The organism is Ramlibacter sp. bp-362, from assembly GCF_054956735.1.
In genome coordinates this window covers 60,086-80,424 of sequence record NZ_JBUDXE010000001.1, presented here as the reverse complement: position 1 = coordinate 80,424, position 20,339 = coordinate 60,086, and the positions used below count along the sequence as shown (strand labels likewise).

The 20,339-nt window shown below is 69.8% G+C and carries 18 protein-coding genes; 16 read left to right on the top strand and 2 right to left on the bottom strand.

Features of this window, described 5'->3' with window-relative positions:
* Nucleotides 1-8 precede the first annotated feature (8 nt).
* The 15 genes from rsmH (at nucleotide 9) to lpxC (ending at nucleotide 17,689) form a co-directional block, all read left to right on the top strand.
* Nucleotides 9-920, top strand: a complete 912-nt coding sequence (gene rsmH / locus ACY0MJ_RS00365; protein WP_462636246.1) for a 16S rRNA (cytosine(1402)-N(4))-methyltransferase RsmH — start codon at nucleotides 9-11, stop codon at nucleotides 918-920.
* Nucleotides 917-1,198: a cell division protein FtsL gene (gene ftsL / locus ACY0MJ_RS00360; RefSeq protein ID WP_462636245.1), complete on the top strand. Its 282-nt coding sequence runs from the start codon at nucleotides 917-919 to the stop codon at nucleotides 1,196-1,198. The genes rsmH and ftsL overlap by 4 nt, the downstream gene beginning before the upstream one ends.
* Nucleotides 1,195-2,931 (top strand): peptidoglycan D,D-transpeptidase FtsI family protein, encoded by a 1,737-nt coding sequence (locus ACY0MJ_RS00355; RefSeq protein ID WP_462636244.1) that lies wholly within the window; start codon nucleotides 1,195-1,197, stop codon nucleotides 2,929-2,931. The genes ftsL and ACY0MJ_RS00355 overlap by 4 nt, the downstream gene beginning before the upstream one ends.
* Complete coding sequence (locus tag ACY0MJ_RS00350) at nucleotides 2,931-4,442, top strand: UDP-N-acetylmuramoyl-L-alanyl-D-glutamate--2,6-diaminopimelate ligase (protein WP_462636243.1); 1,512 nt, start codon at nucleotides 2,931-2,933, stop codon at nucleotides 4,440-4,442. Before ACY0MJ_RS00355 ends, ACY0MJ_RS00350 begins: the two co-directional genes overlap by 1 nt.
* Nucleotides 4,439-5,833: a UDP-N-acetylmuramoyl-tripeptide--D-alanyl-D-alanine ligase gene (locus tag ACY0MJ_RS00345; RefSeq protein ID WP_462636242.1), complete on the top strand. Its 1,395-nt coding sequence runs from the start codon at nucleotides 4,439-4,441 to the stop codon at nucleotides 5,831-5,833. The genes ACY0MJ_RS00350 and ACY0MJ_RS00345 overlap by 4 nt, the downstream gene beginning before the upstream one ends.
* On the top strand, nucleotides 5,823-7,001 hold the full coding sequence (mraY, locus tag ACY0MJ_RS00340; RefSeq protein WP_462636241.1) for a phospho-N-acetylmuramoyl-pentapeptide-transferase: 1,179 nt from the start codon (nucleotides 5,823-5,825) through the stop codon (nucleotides 6,999-7,001). The genes ACY0MJ_RS00345 and mraY overlap by 11 nt, the downstream gene beginning before the upstream one ends.
* Nucleotides 7,001-8,515 carry a UDP-N-acetylmuramoyl-L-alanine--D-glutamate ligase gene (murD, locus tag ACY0MJ_RS00335; protein ID WP_462636240.1) on the top strand — a complete coding sequence of 505 codons (1,515 nt, stop codon included), beginning with the start codon at nucleotides 7,001-7,003 and terminating at the stop codon, nucleotides 8,513-8,515. Before mraY ends, murD begins: the two co-directional genes overlap by 1 nt.
* On the top strand, nucleotides 8,512-9,744 hold the full coding sequence (gene ftsW, locus ACY0MJ_RS00330) for a putative lipid II flippase FtsW (RefSeq protein ID WP_462636239.1): 1,233 nt from the start codon (nucleotides 8,512-8,514) through the stop codon (nucleotides 9,742-9,744). The genes murD and ftsW overlap by 4 nt, the downstream gene beginning before the upstream one ends.
* Nucleotides 9,741-10,805, top strand: a complete 1,065-nt coding sequence (gene murG / locus ACY0MJ_RS00325) for an undecaprenyldiphospho-muramoylpentapeptide beta-N-acetylglucosaminyltransferase (protein WP_462636238.1) — start codon at nucleotides 9,741-9,743, stop codon at nucleotides 10,803-10,805. Before ftsW ends, murG begins: the two co-directional genes overlap by 4 nt.
* Nucleotides 10,802-12,214 (top strand): UDP-N-acetylmuramate--L-alanine ligase, encoded by a 1,413-nt coding sequence (gene murC, locus ACY0MJ_RS00320; RefSeq protein WP_462636237.1) that lies wholly within the window; start codon nucleotides 10,802-10,804, stop codon nucleotides 12,212-12,214. The genes murG and murC overlap by 4 nt, the downstream gene beginning before the upstream one ends.
* On the top strand, nucleotides 12,211-13,182 hold the full coding sequence (locus tag ACY0MJ_RS00315) for a D-alanine--D-alanine ligase (protein ID WP_462636236.1): 972 nt from the start codon (nucleotides 12,211-12,213) through the stop codon (nucleotides 13,180-13,182). The genes murC and ACY0MJ_RS00315 overlap by 4 nt, the downstream gene beginning before the upstream one ends.
* Nucleotides 13,179-13,967, top strand: coding sequence for a cell division protein FtsQ/DivIB (locus tag ACY0MJ_RS00310; protein ID WP_462636235.1), 789 nt, complete (start codon nucleotides 13,179-13,181; stop codon nucleotides 13,965-13,967). Before ACY0MJ_RS00315 ends, ACY0MJ_RS00310 begins: the two co-directional genes overlap by 4 nt.
* A gap of 13 nt (nucleotides 13,968-13,980) precedes the next feature.
* A complete protein-coding gene (gene ftsA / locus ACY0MJ_RS00305) occupies nucleotides 13,981-15,210 on the top strand; it encodes a cell division protein FtsA (protein ID WP_462636234.1) in 1,230 nt (409 codons plus the stop codon).
* A 147-nt stretch (nucleotides 15,211-15,357) separates the two neighbouring features.
* Nucleotides 15,358-16,599: a cell division protein FtsZ gene (ftsZ, locus tag ACY0MJ_RS00300; RefSeq protein ID WP_462636233.1), complete on the top strand. Its 1,242-nt coding sequence runs from the start codon at nucleotides 15,358-15,360 to the stop codon at nucleotides 16,597-16,599.
* A gap of 166 nt (nucleotides 16,600-16,765) precedes the next feature.
* Nucleotides 16,766-17,689: a UDP-3-O-acyl-N-acetylglucosamine deacetylase gene (gene lpxC / locus ACY0MJ_RS00295; protein ID WP_462636232.1), complete on the top strand. Its 924-nt coding sequence runs from the start codon at nucleotides 16,766-16,768 to the stop codon at nucleotides 17,687-17,689.
* A 1-nt stretch (nucleotide 17,690) separates the two neighbouring features.
* Here the strand turns inward: lpxC and ACY0MJ_RS00290 are convergent, their stop codons facing one another.
* Both ACY0MJ_RS00290 and ACY0MJ_RS00285 read right to left on the bottom strand, forming a co-directional pair.
* Nucleotides 17,691-18,719 (bottom strand): porin, encoded by a 1,029-nt coding sequence (locus ACY0MJ_RS00290; protein ID WP_462636231.1) that lies wholly within the window; start codon nucleotides 18,717-18,719, stop codon nucleotides 17,691-17,693.
* 44 nt (nucleotides 18,720-18,763) lie between these two features.
* A complete protein-coding gene (locus tag ACY0MJ_RS00285) occupies nucleotides 18,764-19,180 on the bottom strand; it encodes a VOC family protein (protein ID WP_462636230.1) in 417 nt (138 codons plus the stop codon).
* A 174-nt stretch (nucleotides 19,181-19,354) separates the two neighbouring features.
* Between ACY0MJ_RS00285 and ACY0MJ_RS00280 the strand changes: the two genes are divergently transcribed.
* Nucleotides 19,355-20,326 carry a Bug family tripartite tricarboxylate transporter substrate binding protein gene (locus ACY0MJ_RS00280; protein WP_462636229.1) on the top strand — a complete coding sequence of 324 codons (972 nt, stop codon included), beginning with the start codon at nucleotides 19,355-19,357 and terminating at the stop codon, nucleotides 20,324-20,326.
* Nucleotides 20,327-20,339: the final 13 nt, after the last annotated feature.

The following is a 20,339-nucleotide window of genomic DNA, read 5'->3' as shown; positions in this document are numbered from 1 at the left end:
GGCGGGCGGTGGACGGCACATGGCAACACACCACCGTCTTGTTGAACGAAGCAGTCGACGCCCTCGTCACCAAGCCGGATGGAAACTACGTCGACGCGACCTTCGGCCGCGGCGGGCACTCCCGCCTGCTGCTGTCGCGCCTCGACGTGCAGGGGCGCCTGCTCGCGTTCGACAAGGACCCGGAGGCGGTGGCCGCGGCCAACGCGATCGGGGACCCGCGCTTCTCGATCCGCCACCAGGGCTTCGCGGGGATCCGCGAGCTGGAGGCGGGCAGCGTGACGGGGATCCTGATGGACCTGGGCGTCAGCTCGCCGCAGATCGACAACCCGGCCCGCGGTTTCTCCTTTCGCTCCGACGGCCCGCTGGACATGCGCATGGACACCACGCGCGGCACCAGCGCCGCGGACTGGCTCGCCACCGCGTCGGTGGAACAGATGACGGAGGTGATCCGTGACTACGGCGAAGAACGGTTTGCTTTTCAGGTTGCAAAGGCGATTGCAGCTCGCCGACAGGAGCGGGGCCCTCTTGCAGGCACCGCCGAACTGGCCCAGCTCGTGGCTGGTGCGGTCAAAACCCGCGAGCCGGGCCAGGACCCTGCTACGCGCACATTTCAGGCTCTTCGGATTTTCGTCAACGCCGAGCTTGAAGAGCTGCAGGAGGCGCTAGAAGCGAGTCTCGACGTGTTGCATGCGCACGGCCGCCTGGTGGTGATCAGCTTCCATTCGCTGGAAGACCGGATCGTCAAGCAGTTCATCGCGAAGCATTCGCGCGATGTGGTGGACCGGCGCGCGCCGTTCGCGCCGCCCAAGCCCATGAAGCTGAAGGCCCTGGAGCGCGTGAAGCCCTCGGCCGCGGAGGTGCAGGCCAACCCGCGCGCCCGCAGCGCGATCATGCGCGTGGCGGAGAGGACGCAAGCATGATCCGCCTCAACCTCCTGCTGCTCGTCGCCGTGCTGGCCAGCGCGCTGGTGCTCGTGCGCGTGCAGTACGAGTCGCGCCGGCTCTACACCGAGATCGAGCGCGCGAAGAACGAATTCCGCAAGCTGGAGGTCGAGCACGAGCGCCTGCAGGTCGCCAAGCGCGCGCAGGCCACGCCCGCGCGCGTGGAGCGGCTCGCGCGCGAGCAGCTGCACATGCGCGCCGCGACGCCCGCGATCACGCAGTACGTGCAGGACAAGGGCGCGGGGGTGCAGCCATGAGGGGCCGGGTGGTCGCCTACTCCTCGTCGCCGCTGCTGGCCAGCCGCACGCCCGTGTGGCGCAGCAAGCTGATCGTCGCGGGCATCGCGCTGGCCTTCGTGGGCCTGGCGGGCCGCGCCGCCTGGGTGCAGGTGATCGGCAACGACTTCTACATCAAGCAGGGCGAGGTGCGCTTCGCCCGCACGCTGGAACTGCCGGCCAACCGCGGCCGCATCTTCGACCGCAACGGCCTGCTGCTCGCCACCAGCGTGCCGGTGCCCAGCATCTGGGCCAGCCCCGAGGACGTCGAGCGCGACACGAAAAAGCTCGCGCAGCTGGCGAAGCTGCTGGACATGCCGCTGTCGGAGCTGATGGCGAAGCTCGAGGACCAGGACCGCAACTTCGTCTGGCTCAAGCGCCAGGTGGACGACGCCACGGCCCGCAAGATCGCCGCCCTGGATCTGAAAGGCATCTTCCAGCGCAAGGAATACCGGCGCCAGTATCCCGAGGGCGAGGCGGCCGCGCACATCGTCGGCTTCACCAGCGTGGAGGACAAGGGCCAGGAAGGCGTGGAGCTCGCCTTCAACAAGGAACTGGCCGGCAAGCCGGGCCTGCGCCACGTGATCAAGGACCGCCTGGGCCACATCGTCGAGGACGTCGGCCAGCAGATCCTGCCGGTGGACGGCAAGGACCTGCAGCTGTCCATCGACAGCAAGGTGCAGTTCTTCGCCTACCAGAAGCTGCGCGAGGCCGTGGTCGCGAACAAGGCCAAGGCCGGCAGCGTGGTGGTGCTCGACGCCCGCACCGGCGAAGTGCTGGCGCTGGCGAACTACCCGAGCTACTCGCCCTCGAACCGCCAGAACCTCACCGGCGCGCAGCTGCGCAACCGCGCGCTCACCGACACGTTCGAGCCCGGCTCCACGATGAAGCCGCTGGTGGTGTCGCTGGCGCTGGAAAAGGGCCTCGCGAAGTCCACGACCGTGATCCCGACGGCGCCCGGGCGCATGACGATCAGCGGCTCGACGATCAGCGACTCGCATCCGCACGGCGACCTGACGGTGGCCGAGGTGATCCAGAAGTCCAGCAACGTCGGCACCGTGAAGCTGGCGATGCAGCTGCAGCCGCGCGAGATGTGGGACCTGTACACGCAGGTCGGCCTGGGCCAGCGGCCGCAGGTGCACTTCCCCGGGGTGGTGAGCGGCAAGCTGCGCCCCTGGAAAAGCTGGCGGCCCATCGAGCAGGCGACCATGAGCTACGGCTACGGCCTGTCGACCAGCCTGTTCCAGCTGGCGCGCGCCTACACGGTGTTCGCGCGCGACGGCGAACTGATCCCGCTCACGCTGATGAAGTCGGACGTGCCGGCGCCGGGCGTGCGCGTGCTCAAGCCGTCCACGGCGCGGCAGATGCGCCAGATGCTGCACCTCGTCACCCTGAACGGCGGCACGGCGCCGCGCGCGCAGACCATGGGCTACTCGGTGGGCGGCAAGACCGGCACCGCCTACAAGCAGGAAGGCCGCGGCTATGCCCGGGACAAGTACCGCAGCGTGTTCGTCGGCATCGCGCCGATCGACCAGCCGCGCATCGTCGTGGCGGTGATGGTGGACGAGCCGAGCGCCGGCCGCTACTACGGCGGCGACGTCGCCGCCCCGGTGTTCAGCGCCACCGTGCAGCAGACGCTGCGCATGCTGGGCGTGCAGCCGGACATGAACGTGAAGCCGCAGATCGTGGTCGACGCGGTGGAGGAGTCGTTCTGATGCGGCTGCTGCGCACCCCCCAGGAAGCCGCCGCGTGGCTGCGTTCGCGCGTGACGGGCGAAGTGCACTGCGACAGCCGCAAGGCCGGCCCCGGCGACGGCTTCATCGCCTGGCCGGGCGCCGCCACCGACGGCCGCAAGTTCGTGCCGACCGCGCTGCAGCAGGGCGCCGTCGCCTGCCTGGTCGAGGCGGCCGGCAGCGAGGCCTACTCCTTCAGCGGCGACGCGGTGGCCGCCTACGAAGGCCTGAAGGCCGCGACGGGACCCATCGGCGCGCTGTTCTACGGCGCGCCGAGCCACGAGCTCGACGTCCTCGCGGTGACCGGCACCAACGGCAAGACCTCCACGGCCTGGTGGCTGGCGCAGGCGCTCACCAACCTGAAACCGCAGGCGCGGCCCTGCGGGCTGGTGGGCACGCTGGGCATCGGCCGGCCCCCGCACGTGGAGCACACGGGGCTCACGACGCCCGACCCGGTGCTGCTGCAGCGGCACTTCCGGCGCTTCGTGGCCGAAGGCGCGCAGGCCTGCGCGATCGAGGCCTCGTCCATCGGCATCGTCGAGCGGCGCCTGGACGGCACGCGCATCCGCGTCGCCGCCTTCACCAACTTCACGCAGGACCACCTGGACTACCACGGTTCGATGGAGGAGTACTGGGCGGCGAAGCAGGAGCTGTTCGACTGGCCGGACCTGCAGGCGGCGGTGCTGAACGTGGACGACGAGAAGGGCGACCTGCTGCAGGCGCGCCTGCACGGCGGCCCGGTCGACGTCTGGACGGTGTCCTGCGTGCGCGATGCGCGCCTGCAGGCGCGCGAGATCGGCTACACCGCCCAGGGCCTGCGCTTCGTCATCGCCGAGGGCGGCGAGCAGCATGTGCTGCAGACGCAGCTGATCGGCCAGTACAACGTGTCCAACCTGCTGGGCGTGGTCGGCATCATGCGCGCCATCGGCGTGCCGCTCGCCTCGGCGGTGGCGGCGTGCGCCGACCTGCTGCCGGTGCCGGGCCGCATGGAGCGGCTGCACGTGGAGGGCCGGCCGCTCGTGGCGGTCGACTACGCGCACACGCCCGACGCGCTGGAGAAGGGGCTCGAGGCGCTGCGTCCGCTCGCGCAGCAGCGCGGCGGCCAGCTGTGGTGCGTGTTCGGCTGCGGCGGCGACCGCGATTCCACCAAGCGCCCCCTGATGGCGGCCGTCGCCGAGAAGAACGCGGACCGCGTGGTGGTCACCAGCGACAACCCGCGCACGGAGAAACCGGAGGCCATCATCAGCCAGATCCTGCTGGGCCTGTCGCACCGCGACAGCGTGGAAGTGCAGGCCGACCGCGCCCTGGCCATCGCCGAGACCGTGGCCCAGGCCAGGCCCGCCGACGTCATCCTCATCGCCGGCAAGGGCCACGAGGACTACCAGGAGATCGGCGGCGTGAAGCACAAGTTCAGCGACCAGGCCCACGCCCTGGCCGCGCTGCAAGCTCACCCTCTCCCGCGCGCGGGAGAGGGCCGGGGTGAGGGCGCATGAGTACCACGATGTTCGACCTCGCCCAGGCCGCCACCTGGACCTCCGGCCGCCTCGTCGGCGACGGCAAGGTGGCGATCCAGCGCGTCCACACCGACACCCGCACCCTCCAGCCCGGCGACCTCTTCGTCGCGCTGAAGGGCGAGCGCTTCGACGCCAACGACTTCCTCGCCGACGCCCGCGCCAAGGGCGCCGTCGCGGCGATCGCGCAGCCCGGCCGCCTGCCGCCCGGCATGCCCGGCATCGAGGTGGACGACAGCAAGCTCGCGCTCGGCCGCCTCGCCCAGGCCTGGCGCCGCCAGTTCGCGCTGCCCCTCGTCGCGGTCACCGGCAGCAACGGCAAGACGACGGTGACGCAGATGATCGCGTCCATCCTGCGCGCCTGGCAGCCCGAGGCGCACCTCGCGACGCAGGGCAACCTGAACAACGACATCGGCCTGCCGCTCACGCTGCTGCGCCTGCGCGCGGAGCACCGCATCGGCGTGATCGAACTGGGGATGAACCATCCCGGCGAGATCGGCTACCTCGCGCAGATCGCCGAGCCCACGGTGGCGCTGGTGAACAACGCCCAGCGCGAGCACCAGGAATTCATGGCCACGGTGGAAGCCGTGGCGCGGGAGAACGGCAGCGTGTTCGCGGCGCTGCCCCGCAACGGCGTCGCCGTGTTCCCCGCCGGGGACCCCTTCACCATGCTGTGGACGGGGCTGGCGGAGGCGCGCGCCTGCCTCACCTTCGGCGACGACCGCGAAAGCGGCGCCGACCTCTTTCTGGCCGGGTCTGAATGGCAACAGGGACATTGGGACGTGCGGGCGCAGACGCCCGCCGGTGCCCTCGGGTTCCGACTCCATATCGCCGGCCGCCACAACGTGCGCAACGCGCTGGCCGCGGCGGCCTGCGCGCTGGCCGCGGGCGTGCCGACGGAAGCCGTCGCCCGCGGGCTGGAAAGCTTCGAGCCGGTGAAGGGCCGCTCGCGCGCCCTGGCCGTGAAGCTCGGCGCGCGCACCCTCACCCTCGTCGACGACACCTACAACGCGAACCCCGATTCCGTGCGCGCCGCGATCGACGTGCTGGCGGAACTGCCCGGGCCGCGCCTGCTGGTGCTGGGCGACATGGGCGAGGTCGGCGACCAGGGGCCGGCCTTCCACGCCGAAGTCGGCGCCTATGCGCGCGAGCGCGGCATCGAGCAGCTGTTCACGCTGGGCGCGCAGGCGCAGGCGATGCAGGGGCGGCACTTCGCCGACGTCGACGCGCTGAACGAGGCCGTGCGCGCGGCGCTGGCCGGCAGCGAGAGCGTGCTGGTGAAGGGCTCGCGCTTCATGAAGATGGAACGGGTGGTGGAGGCGATCACGGCCCTCGCGCAAGAACAACGGAAGGAGAATCCCGATGCTCGTTAGCCTCGCCGCCTGGATGCAGAGTCACGGCCACGAGTTCGGCTTCTTCCGCGTCTTCCAGTACCTCACCTTCCGCGCGGTCATGGCCGCCATGACGGCGCTGCTGATCGGCATCATCGCGGGCCCGTGGGTGATCCGCCGCCTGGCCGCGCTGAAGATCGGCCAGCCGGTGCGCGAGTACGCGATGCAGACGCACCTGCAGAAGAGCGGCACGCCCACCATGGGCGGCGTGCTGATCCTGATCTCGATCTCGGTCTCCACGTTGCTGTGGTTCGACTGGAGCAACCGCTTCGTCTGGATCGTGATGCTGGTGACGCTCGGCTTCGGCGCGATCGGCTGGGTGGACGACTGGCGCAAGGTCGTCAACAAGGACCCGGAAGGGATGCGTTCGCGCGAGAAGTACTTCTGGCAGTCGGTGATCGGGCTGGTCGCGGCGCTGTACCTCGTGTTCAGCATCTCGGAGAGCTCCAACACGCGCGTGCTGGAACTGTTCTTCCGCTGGGTCGCGTCCGGCTTCGACCTGGACCTGCCGCCCAAGGCCGGCCTGCTGGTGCCCTTCTTCAAGGAAGTGAGCTATCCGCTGGGCGTGTTCGGCTTCGTGATCCTCACCTACCTCGTCATCGTGGGCTCCAGCAACGCCGTGAACCTCACCGACGGCCTCGACGGCCTGGCGATCATGCCGGTGGTGATGGTCGGATCGGCGCTGGGCGTGTTCGCGTACGTCACCGGCAGCTCGGTGTTCTCCAAGTACCTGCTGCTGCCCTACATCCCCGGCTCCGGCGAGCTGCTGATCTTCTGCGCCGCGGTGGCGGGCGCGGGCCTCGCCTTCCTGTGGTTCAACGCCCACCCGGCCCAGGTCTTCATGGGCGACGTCGGCGCGCTCGCGCTGGGCGGCGCGCTGGGCACGATCGCCGTGATCGTGCGCCAGGAGATCGTGCTGGCCATCATGGGCGGCATCTTCGTGGTGGAAGCCGTGTCCGTGATGGTGCAGGTGATGTACTTCAAGTACACCAAGCGCCGCTACGGCACCGGCCGGCGCATCCTGCTGATGGCGCCGCTGCACCACCATTTCGAGAAGACCGGCTGGAAGGAGACGCAGGTCGTGGTCCGCTTCTGGATCATCACGATGCTGCTGTGCCTGGTCGGCCTGTCCACGTTGAAGCTGCGGTGATGGAACAACTGCGCGACCAACCCGTCCTCGTGCTCGGCTGCGGCGCCTCGGGGCTCGCCATGGCCCGCTGGTGCGCGCGCCATGGCGCCCGGGTGACGGTCGCCGACACGCGCGAGGCGCCGCCGCAGCTGGGCGAGTTGCAGGAATCCGTGCCCGGCGCGCGCTTCGTCGCCGGTGCGTTCTCGGCGGAGCTGCTGGAAGGCCAGCAGCTCGTGCTGCGCAGCCCGGGGCTCACGCCGGACCAGGTGGCGCCCGTGGTGGATGCCGCGCGCGAACGCGGCATCGCCGTGCGCGGCGAACTGGGCCTGTTCGCCGACGCGCTCGCCGCGATGAAGCAGGCCGACGGCTACCACCCGGCCGTGCTGGCCGTGACCGGCACCAACGGCAAGACGACGGTGACGGCGCTCACGGGCCAGCTGGTGGAGCGCAGCGGCAAGACCGTCGCGGTCGCCGGCAACATCGGCCCGACGCTGCTCGACACCCTGGCGTCCCGGCAGGAAGCCGGCTCGCTGCCGCAGGTGTGGGTGCTGGAGCTTTCCAGCTTCCAGCTCGATGGCGTCACCGGCTTCGAGCCGACCGCCGCCACGGTGCTGAACATCTCCCAGGACCACCTGGACTGGCACGGGACGATGGAGGCCTATGCCGAAGCCAAGTCGCGCGTCTTCGGCACGCAGGGCGTGATGGTCCTCAATCGCGAGGATCCGCTGGTGATGAGGATGCTGCCCGAGCCGGTGCGGCTCAAGGGCGGGAAGTACGAGCAGCGCCCCCATGTCACCTTCGGCGGCGACCTGCCCAAGCGCCCGGGCGACTTCGGCCTGGAGGTCGTGCACGGGATGGCCTGGCTGGTGCGCGCGCACGAAGCCGACGAGACCGAGAAGCGCAGGAAGGACGCCGAGGAGGAGATCCACCTGCAGCGCCTGATGCCGGCCGACGCGCTGCGCATCCGCGGCCGCCACAACGCGATCAATGCGCTGGCCGCGCTGGCGCTGGCCACCTCCGCCGGCTGCCAGCTCGCGCCCATGCTGTACGGACTGCGCGAGTACCGCGGCGAGCCGCACCGCGTGGAGCCGGTGGGCATCGTGAACGACGTCGAGTACTTCGACGACAGCAAGGGCACCAACGTCGGCGCGACGGTCGCCGCTCTGCAGGGCCTGGGCGCCGAGCGCCGGCTGGTCGTGATCCTGGGCGGCGACGGCAAGGGCCAGGACTTCTCGCCGCTGGCCGCCCCCGTGGCGCGCTTCGCGCGCGCCGCCGTGCTGATCGGCCGCGACGGTCCGCTGGTGCGCGCCGTGCTCGAATCCACCGGCGTGCCGCTGGTCGATGCGGGCAGCATGGAAGAAGCCGTGAAGCTCGCGACGCAGCGTGCCCATGCGGGGGACGCCGTGCTGATGTCGCCGGCCTGCGCCAGCTTCGACATGTTCCGCAACTACCCGCACCGCGCCGAGGTGTTCCGCGCCGCCGTGCAGGCGCTGGCGGACGAGGCGGGCCAGATGGTGCAAGGGGGAGAAGCGTGAATCTGTCCCTCTCCCGTGTCATTGCGGCCTTGCGCCGCAATCCATCGCAGCCTGGCACTTCCTGGACTCCCGCGCCGTCGCGCCTGGACACGCGCATCCCGGCCTTCGACCCCGCGCTCCTGTGGGTCACCGTGGCGCTGCTCGCCTGGGGCCTGGTGATGGTCTATTCCGCCTCCATCGCGCTGCCGGACAACCCGCGCTTCGGCCGCTACGCCCACACCTATTTCCTCACGCGCCACGCGCTGTTCCTGGCGCTGTCCTTCGCCGCCGGCCTGCTGGCCTTCCAGGTGAAGATGGAGACCTGGGAGCGCGTGGCGCCCTGGCTGTTCGTCGCCGCGCTGGTGCTGCTGGTGATCGTGCTGATCCCGCACATCGGCAAGGGCGTCAACGGCGCGCGCCGCTGGATCGGCCTGGGCCCGATCTCCTTCCAGCCTTCCGAGCTCGCCAAGTTCGCCGCGCTGCTCTACGCCGCCGACTACATGGTGCGCAAGATGGAGGTGAAGGAGCGCTTCTTCCGCGCCGTGCTGCCGATGGCGGCGGCCATGGCCTTCGTCGGCGTGCTGCTGCTGGCCGAGCCCGACATGGGCGCCTTCATGGTGATCGCCGTGATCGCCATGGGCATCCTGTTCCTGGGCGGCGTGAACGCCCGCATGTTCCTCCTGATCGCGACGGTGATCACCATCGCGTTCGTGCTGATGATCGCGCTGTCGGACTGGCGGCGCGAGCGCATCTTCGCCTACCTCGACCCCTGGAGCGAGAAGCACGCGCTGGGCAAGGGCTACCAGCTGTCGCATTCGCTGATCGCGATCGGCCGCGGCGAGATCTTCGGCGTCGGCCTGGGCGGCAGCGTCGAGAAGCTGCACTGGCTGCCCGAGGCGCACACCGACTTCCTGCTGGCCGTGATCGGCGAGGAGTTCGGCCTGGTCGGCGTGGTCACGCTGATCGGCCTGTTCCTCTGGATGACCCGCCGCATCATGCACATCGGCCGCCAGGCGATCGCGCTGGACCGCGTGTTCGCGGGCCTGGTGGCGCAGGGCGTGGGCATCTGGATCGGCTTCCAGGCCTTCATCAACATGGGCGTGAACCTGGGCGCACTGCCGACCAAGGGCCTGACCCTGCCGCTCATGAGCTACGGCGGCTCGGCGGTCCTGATGAACGTGGTGGCGATCGCGGTGGTGCTGCGCATCGACTACGAAAACAGGACGCTGATGCGCGGAGGCCGCAAATGAGCGAGCGCTGCGCACTCGTCATGGCGGGCGGCACGGGTGGCCACATCTTCCCGGGGCTGGCCGTGGCCGAAGCCCTGCGCGCGCGCGGCTGGCGCGTGCACTGGCTGGGCGCGCCCGGCAGCATGGAAAGCCAGCTGGTGCCGCTGCGCGGCTTCCCGCTGGAGACCATCGACTTCGGCGGCGTGCGCGGCAAGGGCGTCATGACGCTGGCGCTGCTGCCCCTCAAGCTGCTGCGCGCCTTCTGGCAGAGCATCCGCGTGGTGCGACGCGTGCGGCCGCAGGTGGTGGTGGGCCTGGGCGGCTACATCACCTTCCCCGCCGGCATGATGAGCGTGCTCCTCGGCAAATCGCTGGTGCTGCACGAGCAGAACTCGGTGGCGGGACTGGCCAACAAGGTGCTCGCCGGCGTCGCCGACCGCGTCTACAGCGCCTTCCCCGGCGTCCTGAAGAAGGCCGAGTGGGTGGGCAACCCGCTGCGCGAGGCCTTCCTGCACCAGCCGCCGCCGGAGGAGCGCTTCGCCGGCCGCAGCGGCCCCCTGAAGGTGCTGGTGGTGGGCGGCAGCCTGGGCGCCAAGGCGCTCAACGAGATCGTGCCGCAGGCGCTGGCGCTCATCCCGCGCGAGCAGCGGCCCTACGTGCTGCACCAGAGCGGCGCGAAGCAGATCGACGCACTGCGCGACAACTACGCCGTCGCCGGCGTGCAGGCCGAGCTCACGCCCTTCATCGACGACACGGCCGGCGCCTTCGCGGAAGCCGACCTCGTGATCTGCCGCGCCGGCGCCAGCACCGTCACCGAGCTGGCCGCCGTCGGCGCGCCGGCGCTGTTCGTTCCGTTCCCGCACGCGGTGGACGACCACCAGACCACCAACGCGCGCTTCCTGGTCGATGCCGGCGGCGGCTGGCTGGTGCAGCAGCGCGACCTGACGCCCGAAGCGCTGGCCGCCCTCCTGCAGAAGCTGGATCGCACCGAGCTGCTGCGCAAGGCGCAGGCGGCCAAGCGCATGGAAAAAACCCAGGCGACCGCCCAGGTGGTCGCCGCCTGCGAGGCCCTCGCATCATGAAACACGCGATCAAGCACATTCACTTCGTCGGCGTCGGTGGCGCCGGGATGTCCGGCATCGCCGAAGTCCTGCGCAACCTCGGCTACCTGATCTCCGGCTCCGACATCGCCGACACGCCCACGCTGCGCCGGCTGGCGAGCCTGGGCATCCAGACCTTCGTGGGGCACGCGGCCGCCAACGTCATCGGCGCCGACGCCGTCGTGACCTCGACGGCCGTGCAGCAGGACAACCCCGAGGTGGTGGCAGCGCGCAAGCGCAAGATCCCCATCGTGCCGCGCGCCGTGATGCTGGCGGAGCTGATGCGCCTGAAGCAGGGCATCGCGATCGCCGGCACGCACGGCAAGACGACCACCACCAGCCTGGTGGCCAGCGTGCTCGCCGAGGGCGGGCTGGATCCGACCTTCGTGATCGGAGGCCGCCTGAACAGCGCCGGCGCCAACGCCAAGCTCGGTTCCGGCGACTACATCGTGGTGGAGGCGGACGAATCGGACGCGTCCTTCCTGAACCTGCTTCCGGTGATGGCGGTGGTGACGAACATCGACGCCGACCACATGGACACCTACGGGCACGACTTCAACCGCCTGAAGCGCGCCTTCCTGGACTTCCTCAACCGGATGCCCTTCTACGGCACGGCCATCCTGTGCAACGAGGACGAGGCGGTGCGCTCGATCATCCCGGAGGTGCAGTGCCCGGTGACCACCTACGGCTTCGGCGACGAAGCGCAGGTGCGCGCCGTGGACGTGAAGGCGGTGGGCCCGCAGATGCACTTCACGGTGCAGCGGCGCAACGGCGTCACGCTGCCCGACCTGCACGTGAAGCTCAACCTGGTCGGCATGCACAACGTGCTGAACGCGCTGTCCGCGATCGCGATCGCCGTGGAACTGAACATCCCCGACGACGCCGTCGTGAAGGCCTTGTCGGAATTCCGCGGCGTCGGCCGCCGCTTCCAGAGCTATGGCGAGCTGCCGGTGCCGGCGGCGCAGGGCGGCGGGAAGTTCACGGTGATCGAGGACTACGGCCACCACCCGGTCGAGATGCGCGCGACGCTCGCCGCCGCGCGCGGCGCCTTCCCCGGCCAGCGCATCGTGCTGGCCTTCCAGCCGCACCGCTACACGCGCACGCGCGACTGCTTCGAGGACTTCGTGCAGGTGCTGGGCAGCGCCGACGCCGTGCTGCTGGCGGAGGTGTACTCCGCCGGCGAGGAGCCGATCGTCGCGGCCGACGGCCGCTCGCTGGCGCGCGCCGTGCGCGTGGCCGGCAAGGTGGAGCCGCGGTTCGTGGGCGACATCGCGGCGATGCCGCAGGCGGTGCTGGACACCGTGCGCGACGGCGACGTGGTGATGTGCATGGGCGCCGGCTCCATCGGCGCCGTGCCCGGCAAGCTGGTGGAAATGGGAGGCGGGTCATGAGCGCCGACCCGAAGGCCTTCGGCAAGGTCGCCGTCCTCATGGGCGGCAAGTCGGCCGAGCGCGAGGTCTCGCTGATGTCGGGGGCCGGCGTGCTGAAGGCGCTGCAGTCCAAGGGTGTGAATGCGCACGCCTTCGACCCGGCCGAGCGGCCGCTGTCGGAGCTGAAGCGCAAGGGCTTCCAGCGCTGCTTCATCGCGCTGCACGGCCGCTTCGGCGAGGACGGCACGGTGCAGGGCGCGCTGGAGCTGCTGGGCATCCCCTACACCGGCTCCGGCGTCATGGCCTCGGCGATCTCCATCGACAAGGTGATGACCAAGCGCGTGTGGCTGGCCGAGGGCATCCCGACGCCGCGCTACAAGCTGCTGCACCGCGGCGCCTACCAGCGCGAGGAGGTGATCGCCATCCCCGATGAACTGGGCCTGCCGCTGATCGTGAAGCCGGCGCGCGAGGGCTCCTCGATCGGAGTGGCCAAGGTCCAGGGCTATTCGGAAATGCAGGCGGCCGTCGACGCCGCCGCGGCGCTCGACGCCGACGTGCTGTGCGAGCAGTTCGTCGCCGGCGACGAGGTGACCTGTCCCATCCTCGGCACGGGGGAGGGCGCGCGGGCGCTGCCGGTGATCCGCATCGTGGCGCCGGAAGGCAACTACGACTACCAGAACAAGTACTTCACCGATGACACCAAGTACCTGGTGCCCTGCGGCCTGCCGGAAGGCGAGGAGGCGGCGATCCAGGAGCTGGTGGTGAAGGCGTACCGCGTGCTGGGCTGCCGCGGCTGGGGGCGCATCGACGTCATGATCGACGCGAAGACCCGCCAGCCCTCGCTGCTGGAGATCAACACCTCGCCCGGCATGACCGGCCACTCGCTGGTGCCGATGTCGGCGCGCGCCGCCGGCATCAGCTACGAGGACCTGTGCCTGCAACTGCTGGCCGACGCCACGCTGGACCAGCCGGGAGACGCCGCCGCATGAAGAAGAAGGCGCTGCCGCTGCCGCCGGACGTGAGGCTGATGAACATCACCGCCACGGTGCTGTTCGCCGCCTGCGGCCTGCTGCTGGTGGCGGCGCTCGCCTGGTGGGCGTTGCGCCACCCGGCCTTCGCGCTGGGCGGCATCGTGGTGCAGGGCGAGGTGGCGCACAACAGCGCGGCGACGCTGCGGGCCAACGTGGCGCCGCGGCTGGCCGGCAACTTCTTCACCGTGGACCTGGAGAAGGCCCGCGAGGCCTTCGAGGCCGTCCCCTGGGTGCGGCGCGCGGTCGTGCAGCGGCAGTTCCCCAACAAGCTGCGCGTGCGGCTGCAGGAACACCACGCCGTCGCCTTCTGGGGCGCCGACGCGGAGTCGCGCCTGGTCAACACCTACGGCGAGGTGTTCGAGGCCAATCCCGGCGACGTGGAGCAGGAAGACCTGCCGCGCCTCGCCGGCCCGGACGGCACGTCGGCCGAGGTGCTGGCGATGTACCGCGGGCTCGAGCCGCTGCTGGAGCCGCTGGAACTGGCGATCGAGGAAGTGGAGCTGACCGGCCGCGGCGGCTGGACCCTGCACCTGGACAGCGGGGCCACCGTGGAACTGGGGCGCGGCGCGACGGAGGAGGTGCTGGCCCGCGGCCAGCGCTTCGCGCGCACGCTCACGCAGGTGACGGCGAAGTACGGGCGCAAGCCCGAGGCGCTGGTGACGGCGGACCTGCGCCACCGCGACGGGTACGCGGTGAAGCTGAGGGGCGTGGCCACCACGGACGTGGCCGCGCAGAGGAACTGAGGGAACAACGAGGATGGCCAAGGACTACAAGGATCTCGTCGTCGGGCTCGACATCGGCACGGCCAAGGTGATGGCGGTCGTGGCCGAGGTCATGCCGGCCGGCGAACTGAAGCTCGCGGGGCTGGGGGTGGCGCCCTCGAACGGGCTGAAGCGCGGCGTCGTCGTCAACATCGACGCCACCGTCCAGAGCATCCAGCAGGCGCTGAAGGAAGCGGAGCTGATGGCCGACTGCAAGATCACGCGCGTGTGGACCGGCATCACCGGCAGCCACATCCGCGGGATCAACTCCAGCGGCATGGTGGCGGTGAAGGACCGCGAGGTGACGCAGGCGGACGTGGCGCGCGTGGTCGAGACCGCGCGCGCGATCAACATCTCGACCGACCAGCGCCTGCTGCTGGTGGAGCCGCAGGAGTTCGTGATCGACGGCCAGGACGTGAAGGAGCCGATCGGCATGAGCGGCATCCGCCTGGAAGCCAAGGTGCACATCGTCACCGGCGCCCAGAGCGCGGCCGAGAACATCATCAAGTGCGTGCGCCGCTGCGGCCTGGAGGTCGAGCAGCTGCTGCTGAACCCGCTCGCCTCCAGCAGCTCCATCCTGACGGACGACGAGAAGGAGCTGGGCGTGGCGCTGGTGGACATCGGCGCCGGCACGACCGACGTCGCGATCTTCACCGGCGGCGCGATCCGCCACACGGCCGTGATCCCGATCGCCGGCGACCTGATCACGAGCGACATCGCCATGGCGCTGCGCACGCCGACCAAGGACGCCGAGGACATCAAGGTGGAGTCGGGCTGCGCCAAGCAGCTGCTCGCCGACCCGGAGACGCAGGTGGAGGTGCCGGGCCTGGGCGACCGCGGGCCGCGCATGCTCTCGCGCCAGGCGCTCGCCGGCGTGATCGAGCCGCGCATCGAGGAGATCTTCTCGCTGGTGCAGCAGGTCGTGCGCGAGTCCGGCTTCGAGGAGGTGCTGTCCTCCGGGATCGTGATCACCGGCGGCAGCGCCGTCATGCCGGGCATGGTGGAACTGGGCGAGGACATCTTCCTGAAGCCGGTGCGCCGCGGCGTGCCGCGCTACCACGGCGCGCTGTCGGACATGGTGGCGCAGCCGCGCGCCGCCACCGTGATGGGATTGCTGGAAGAGGCGCGCCTCGCGCGCGTGCGCGGGCTGAAGGTCGCGCAGCAGCACGGTTCCGTGAAGACGGCCTTCGGCCGGCTGCGCGACTTCATCGTGGGGAACTTCTGACCATGAAACACACACCCTGGCTGGCGCGCGGTTCCCCGCCGCACTCGAGAAAGGAGCGATGTCGGTGCACCGATCCACCGTTCCCGCGTTGATGACGCAACACCAACAACAGAGTCAGTGGCAACTGCAACGAATCAGGAGTACGCAATGAGCATCGAAATGATCGAAGTCGAGGAGTTCCACCAGGGCACGCAGATCAAGGTGATCGGCGTCGGCGGTGGCGGGGGCAATGCCGTGGCGCACATGATCGAGCGCAACGTGCAGGGCGTGGAGTTCATCTGCGCCAACACCGACGCGCAGGCGCTCGCCCGCAGCTCGGCGCACAAGCACATCCAGCTCGGGGGCACCGGCCTGGGCGCCGGCAGCAAGCCTGAGAAGGGCCGCGAATGCGCGGAGGCCGCCGTGGAGGCTATCCGCGAGGCGATCTCGGGCGCGCACATGCTGTTCATCACGGCCGGCATGGGCGGCGGCACGGGCACGGGGGCCGCGCCGGTGATCGCGCGTGTCGCCAAGGACATGGGCATCCTCACCGTGGGGGTCGTCACGAAGCCCTTCGACTGGGAAGGCGGCCGCCGCATGACCAACGCCGACCAGGGGCTGGCGGAGCTGGAGGCGAACGTCGATTCGCTGATCGTGGTGCTCAACGAGAAGCTGCTGGAAGTGCTGGGCGACGACATCACCCAGGACGAGGCCTTCGCGCACGCCAACGACGTGCTGAAGAACGCCGTGGGCGGCATCGCGGAGATCATCAACGTCCCGGGCCACGTCAACGTGGACTTCGAGGACGTGCGCACGGTGATGGGCGAGCCGGGCAAGGCGATGATGGGCACGGCCCTGGCCAACGGGCCGGACCGCGCGCGCATCGCCGCGGAACAGGCCGTCGCCTGCCCGCTGCTGGAAGGCATCGACCTCTCCGGCGCCAAGGGCGTGCTGGTGCTGATCACGGCGGCCAAGGGCAGCCTGAAGCTGTCCGAGTCCAAGCTGGCGATGAACACGATCCGCGCCTACGCCTCGCCGGACGCGCACGTGATCTACGGCACGGCCTACGACGACGAGCTGGGCGACCAGGTCCGCGTCACGGTGGTGGCCACCGGCCTGTCGCGCCAGGGCCAGCGCCGCACGGCCCCGCCGCTGCAGGTGCTGCGCACCGGCACCGACAACGTGCCCTTCAACGTCCCGACCATCAACAACGCCGTGGGCGGCCCGGGCGCGATCGTCACCCGCGAGATGCAGGCGGCGGGCGCGCAACAGCCGGACTACGGCGGCCTGGCCGTCCCCAGCGTGTGGCGCACCAACCGCACCCAGGCGGCCGCGAAGGTCGACGCGCTCTCGAGCGGCGGGATGGACGACTTCGAGATCCCGGCGTTTCTCCGGAAACAGGCTGACTGACAGGGCGCCAAAGGAACGCAGAGGACGCAGAAACCACGCAGAGGACGCAGAGAAGAAAATTTCAGGTTTTCCTCTGCGTCCTCTGCGTTCTTTCTCTCCGCCTTCCATGTGGCTATCCGGTAAAGCCCGAATGGTCCGCGGGCCGGCCAACTAAAATGACGCCCCTATGCTCCGGCAACACACCCTTCGAACGCTGACCAAGGCCGTCGGCGTGGGCCTGCACAGTGGCCAGCGGGTGGAGCTGACGCTGCGCCCCGCGCAGCCCGATACCGGGATCGTCTTCCGCCGCGTCGACCTGGCGCAGCCGGTGGACATCCCGGTGTCCGCCGACGCCGTCACGGATACGCGGCTCGCCTCGACCATCTCCAACGGCGGCGCCAAGGTGCACACGGTGGAACACCTCATGTCCGCCTGCGCCGGCCTGGGCGTGGACAACATGTACGTGGACATCACGGCCGAAGAGGTGCCCATCCTCGACGGCTCGTCCGCCTCCTTCGTGTTCCTGCTGCAGAGCGCCGGCATCGAGCCGCAGAACGCGCCGCGCCGCTTCATCCGCGTGCTGCGCCCCGTGGAAGTGCGGGAAGGCGAGGGCGAGAACCTCAAGTGGGCGCGGCTGGACCCGTACCACGGCTACAAGCTGGGTTTCGAGATCGACTTCGACCACCGCGTCGTCAATTCGACCGGCCAGCGCCACGAGTTCGACCTGAGCACCGGCCACTATTCCCGCGACATCGCCCGCGCGCGCACCTTCGGCTTCACCAAGGACGTCGAGATGATGCGCTCGCGCGGCCTGGCGCTGGGCGGCGGCATGGACAACGCGATCGTGGTGGACGACTATCGGGTGTTGAACTCGGACGGCCTGCGCTACGACGACGAGTTCGTGAAGCACAAGATCCTGGACGCCATGGGCGACCTGTACCTCCTCGGCAAGCCCCTGCTGGCCGCCTACAGCGCCTTCCGCTCCGGCCACGCCCTGAACAACCAGCTGCTGCGCGCGCTGCTGGCCGACCAGGACGCCTTCGAGGTCGTCAGCTTCGGGAACGACCGCGAAGCCCCGAAGGGCTTCGCGCAACCGGCCAAGGCCTGGTGACTCAGAAGGTGTGCCGGATGCCCACCGCGAAGGTGTTCGCGGAGTCGAACGACGTCAGCTTGTCGCGGCTGTAGACGGCGTACAGGTCCGTGCGCTTGGACAGGAAGTAGTCGTAGCCGACCGACGCCGTGTTGCGCGTCGTTTCCACCGCCGCCTCGCGCTTGGTGCGCGCCCATTCCGCCATCACGGCGCCCGTGCGGCCGGTCGGCACGCGCACGCCGAAGCTCGTCGTGCGGGTGTCGTTCTTCACGCCGTCGGCGCTCGTGTGGCCGATGGAGCCGAAGAGCTTGGCCATCTTGAAGTCGTAGGTCGCGCCCGCGATCCAGGCGTCCTGCGCGGTCATGGGCGCCGCCATGGGCACTTCCACGTGCTGGACCGACGCCGCGACGCTGAAGGGGCCGTTCAGGTAGCGCGCGTGCACGCCGTAGTTGGAGCGCCCGGAATCGCCGGCCACCTCGCCGAAGCTGTAGATCGCCGAGGCGCTCAGGCCGCCCCACTTGGGCGCCGCGTACTGGATCGCGTTGTCCCAGACGGTGTCGCCCAGGATCGCGCCGCCGTAGGTGCCGATGAAGGTCTGCAGCACCAGCGGCGAGAACACGGTGGAACCGCCGAAGGCGCTCAGCGTGGCCAGGTTGCTGTAGGTGGGGTTGGTCTGGCGGCCGAACGTGGCCCGCCCGAAGCCGCCCTCGAAGCCGACCCAGGAGTTGCGCGAGAAGAACGGGTCGGCCGGCGTGCGGCCGAAGGAGCCGGTGTCCGGGCGGAAGAAGGCTTCCAGCGAGAAGATCGCCTTCAGGCCGGTGCCCAGGTCCTCGCTGCCGCGGAAGCCGAGGTAGGAGGTGGTCAGGCCGCCATGGCCCATCTGCGTCACGGCGGCGGGGCCGCCGCTGCGCTCGGTGCGGCCGACGTACAGGCCGACCAGGCCGTACATCTGCACGGAGGAGGTCTGCGCCAGCGCCGGCGCGGGAGCCGCCAGCATCAGCATCGGGGCGGCGAGCGACAGGGTGATCAGGTTTCTGGTGGGTTGGTTCATGGTCCGGGTTCTCGTTATGGATGTGGGAGGGAGGGGCGGCGGCATCAGGCCTTGTCGCCGACCGGGGCGACTTCCTTGACGGCGCCGCGCCAGCCGCTTTCGGTCACGTCGAAGACGATCCCGTCGGGCGTGCGGTACTTCACCTCGTAGAAGACGTTCGGGTCGGTTTCCTTGCGGCCGGTGAGGTAGGTGCCGCCCGCGGCCTTGACGCGCTTCTCGGTTTCCTCGATGTCGTCGACCCACATGCCGAAGTGGATGACGCCGCGCACGTCCTTGAGGCCCGCGTAGCCGGGCACGGTCTCATCCTTGAAGTTCAGCAGCGCCACGTTCATGACGCCGTCGGTCATGTAGACGCCGCGCATGGCCTTGCCCGCGCGCCGCATGCCGAACGCCTTCTCGAAGAACTGCGCAGCCGCCTCGGGGTCGCTGACCGAGAGGGCGATATGGCGCAACTTGTCCATGGAGTCCTTTCAAAACCGGTTTGGAGGACCCCATTGTTATCTGGTATACCAATCTACTCCATAAAAGACCAAGCACGGCGGATGGGCATACCAAATCTTTGACATGGATCAAAGCGGTGCACAGAATGCATGCCAGCAACCTCTCCCTTTCTCCCCTTTCCGACAGGAGTTCCCGTGAGCCAGGTCAGTCGTCGAGCCGTCGTATCCCTCCTCTGTGGCGCAGCCGCCCTTCCCGTGATCGCCTCGGCCGACCAGTGGCCGACCCGTCCCGTGTCCCTGATCGTGCCCTACGCGCCCGGCGGCAACACGGACTCCATGGCGCGCGTCGTCGCCGAGCGCCTGGGCAAGCTCCTGGGGCAGCCGGTGGTCGTGGAAAACCGTGCCGGGGCCGGCGGGATGATCGCCGCGGAATACGTGTCGCGCGCCAAGACCGACGGCTACACGCTGTTCTTCGGCACGCTGACGCAAGTGTCCACCGCCCCGTTCACCAACCGTATCCGGTTCGACCCGCTGCGCGACTTCGTGCCGGTGGCGAACGTCGGCGGCAACCCCTACGTGATCGCCGCCCGCAAGGACGCGCCCTTCCGCACGCTGGCCGAGCTGGTGAGCTATGCCAGGAAGAATCCCGGCAAGCTGGCCGTGGGCCACGCCGGCGTCGGCGGGCTGACGCACCTGTCGGCCGTGCTGTTCCTGCACCGCGCCGGCATCGAGGGCAACCTCATTCCCTACAAGGGCGGCGCGCCGGCGCTCACCGACGTCCTGGGCGGGCAGATCGACTTCTACTCGGGCAACCTCTCGGAGGTGCTGCCCTACGCGAAGAGCAACGCCCTGCGCCTGCTGGCGGTGTCCAGCGAGCAGCGCATCCCGCAGCTGCCGGACGTCCCGACGATCGCCGAGACCTATCCCGGCCACGTGGTGGAGACCTGGAACGGCATCCTGGCGCCCAGCGGCGTGCCGCCCGTGGTGGTCGACACCCTGGCGCGCGAGATGCAGAAGATCCACGCCGACCGCGAATTCCAGGAGAAGCTCCTGGGCATGGGCGTGACGCCCATCCCGGAGATCAAGGAGGCCTTCCGCCGCCGGATCCTGGACGACATCACCAAATGGAAGCCGGTGATCATCAATGCAGGCATCACGCCCCAGTGAGCCCCGGCGCAGG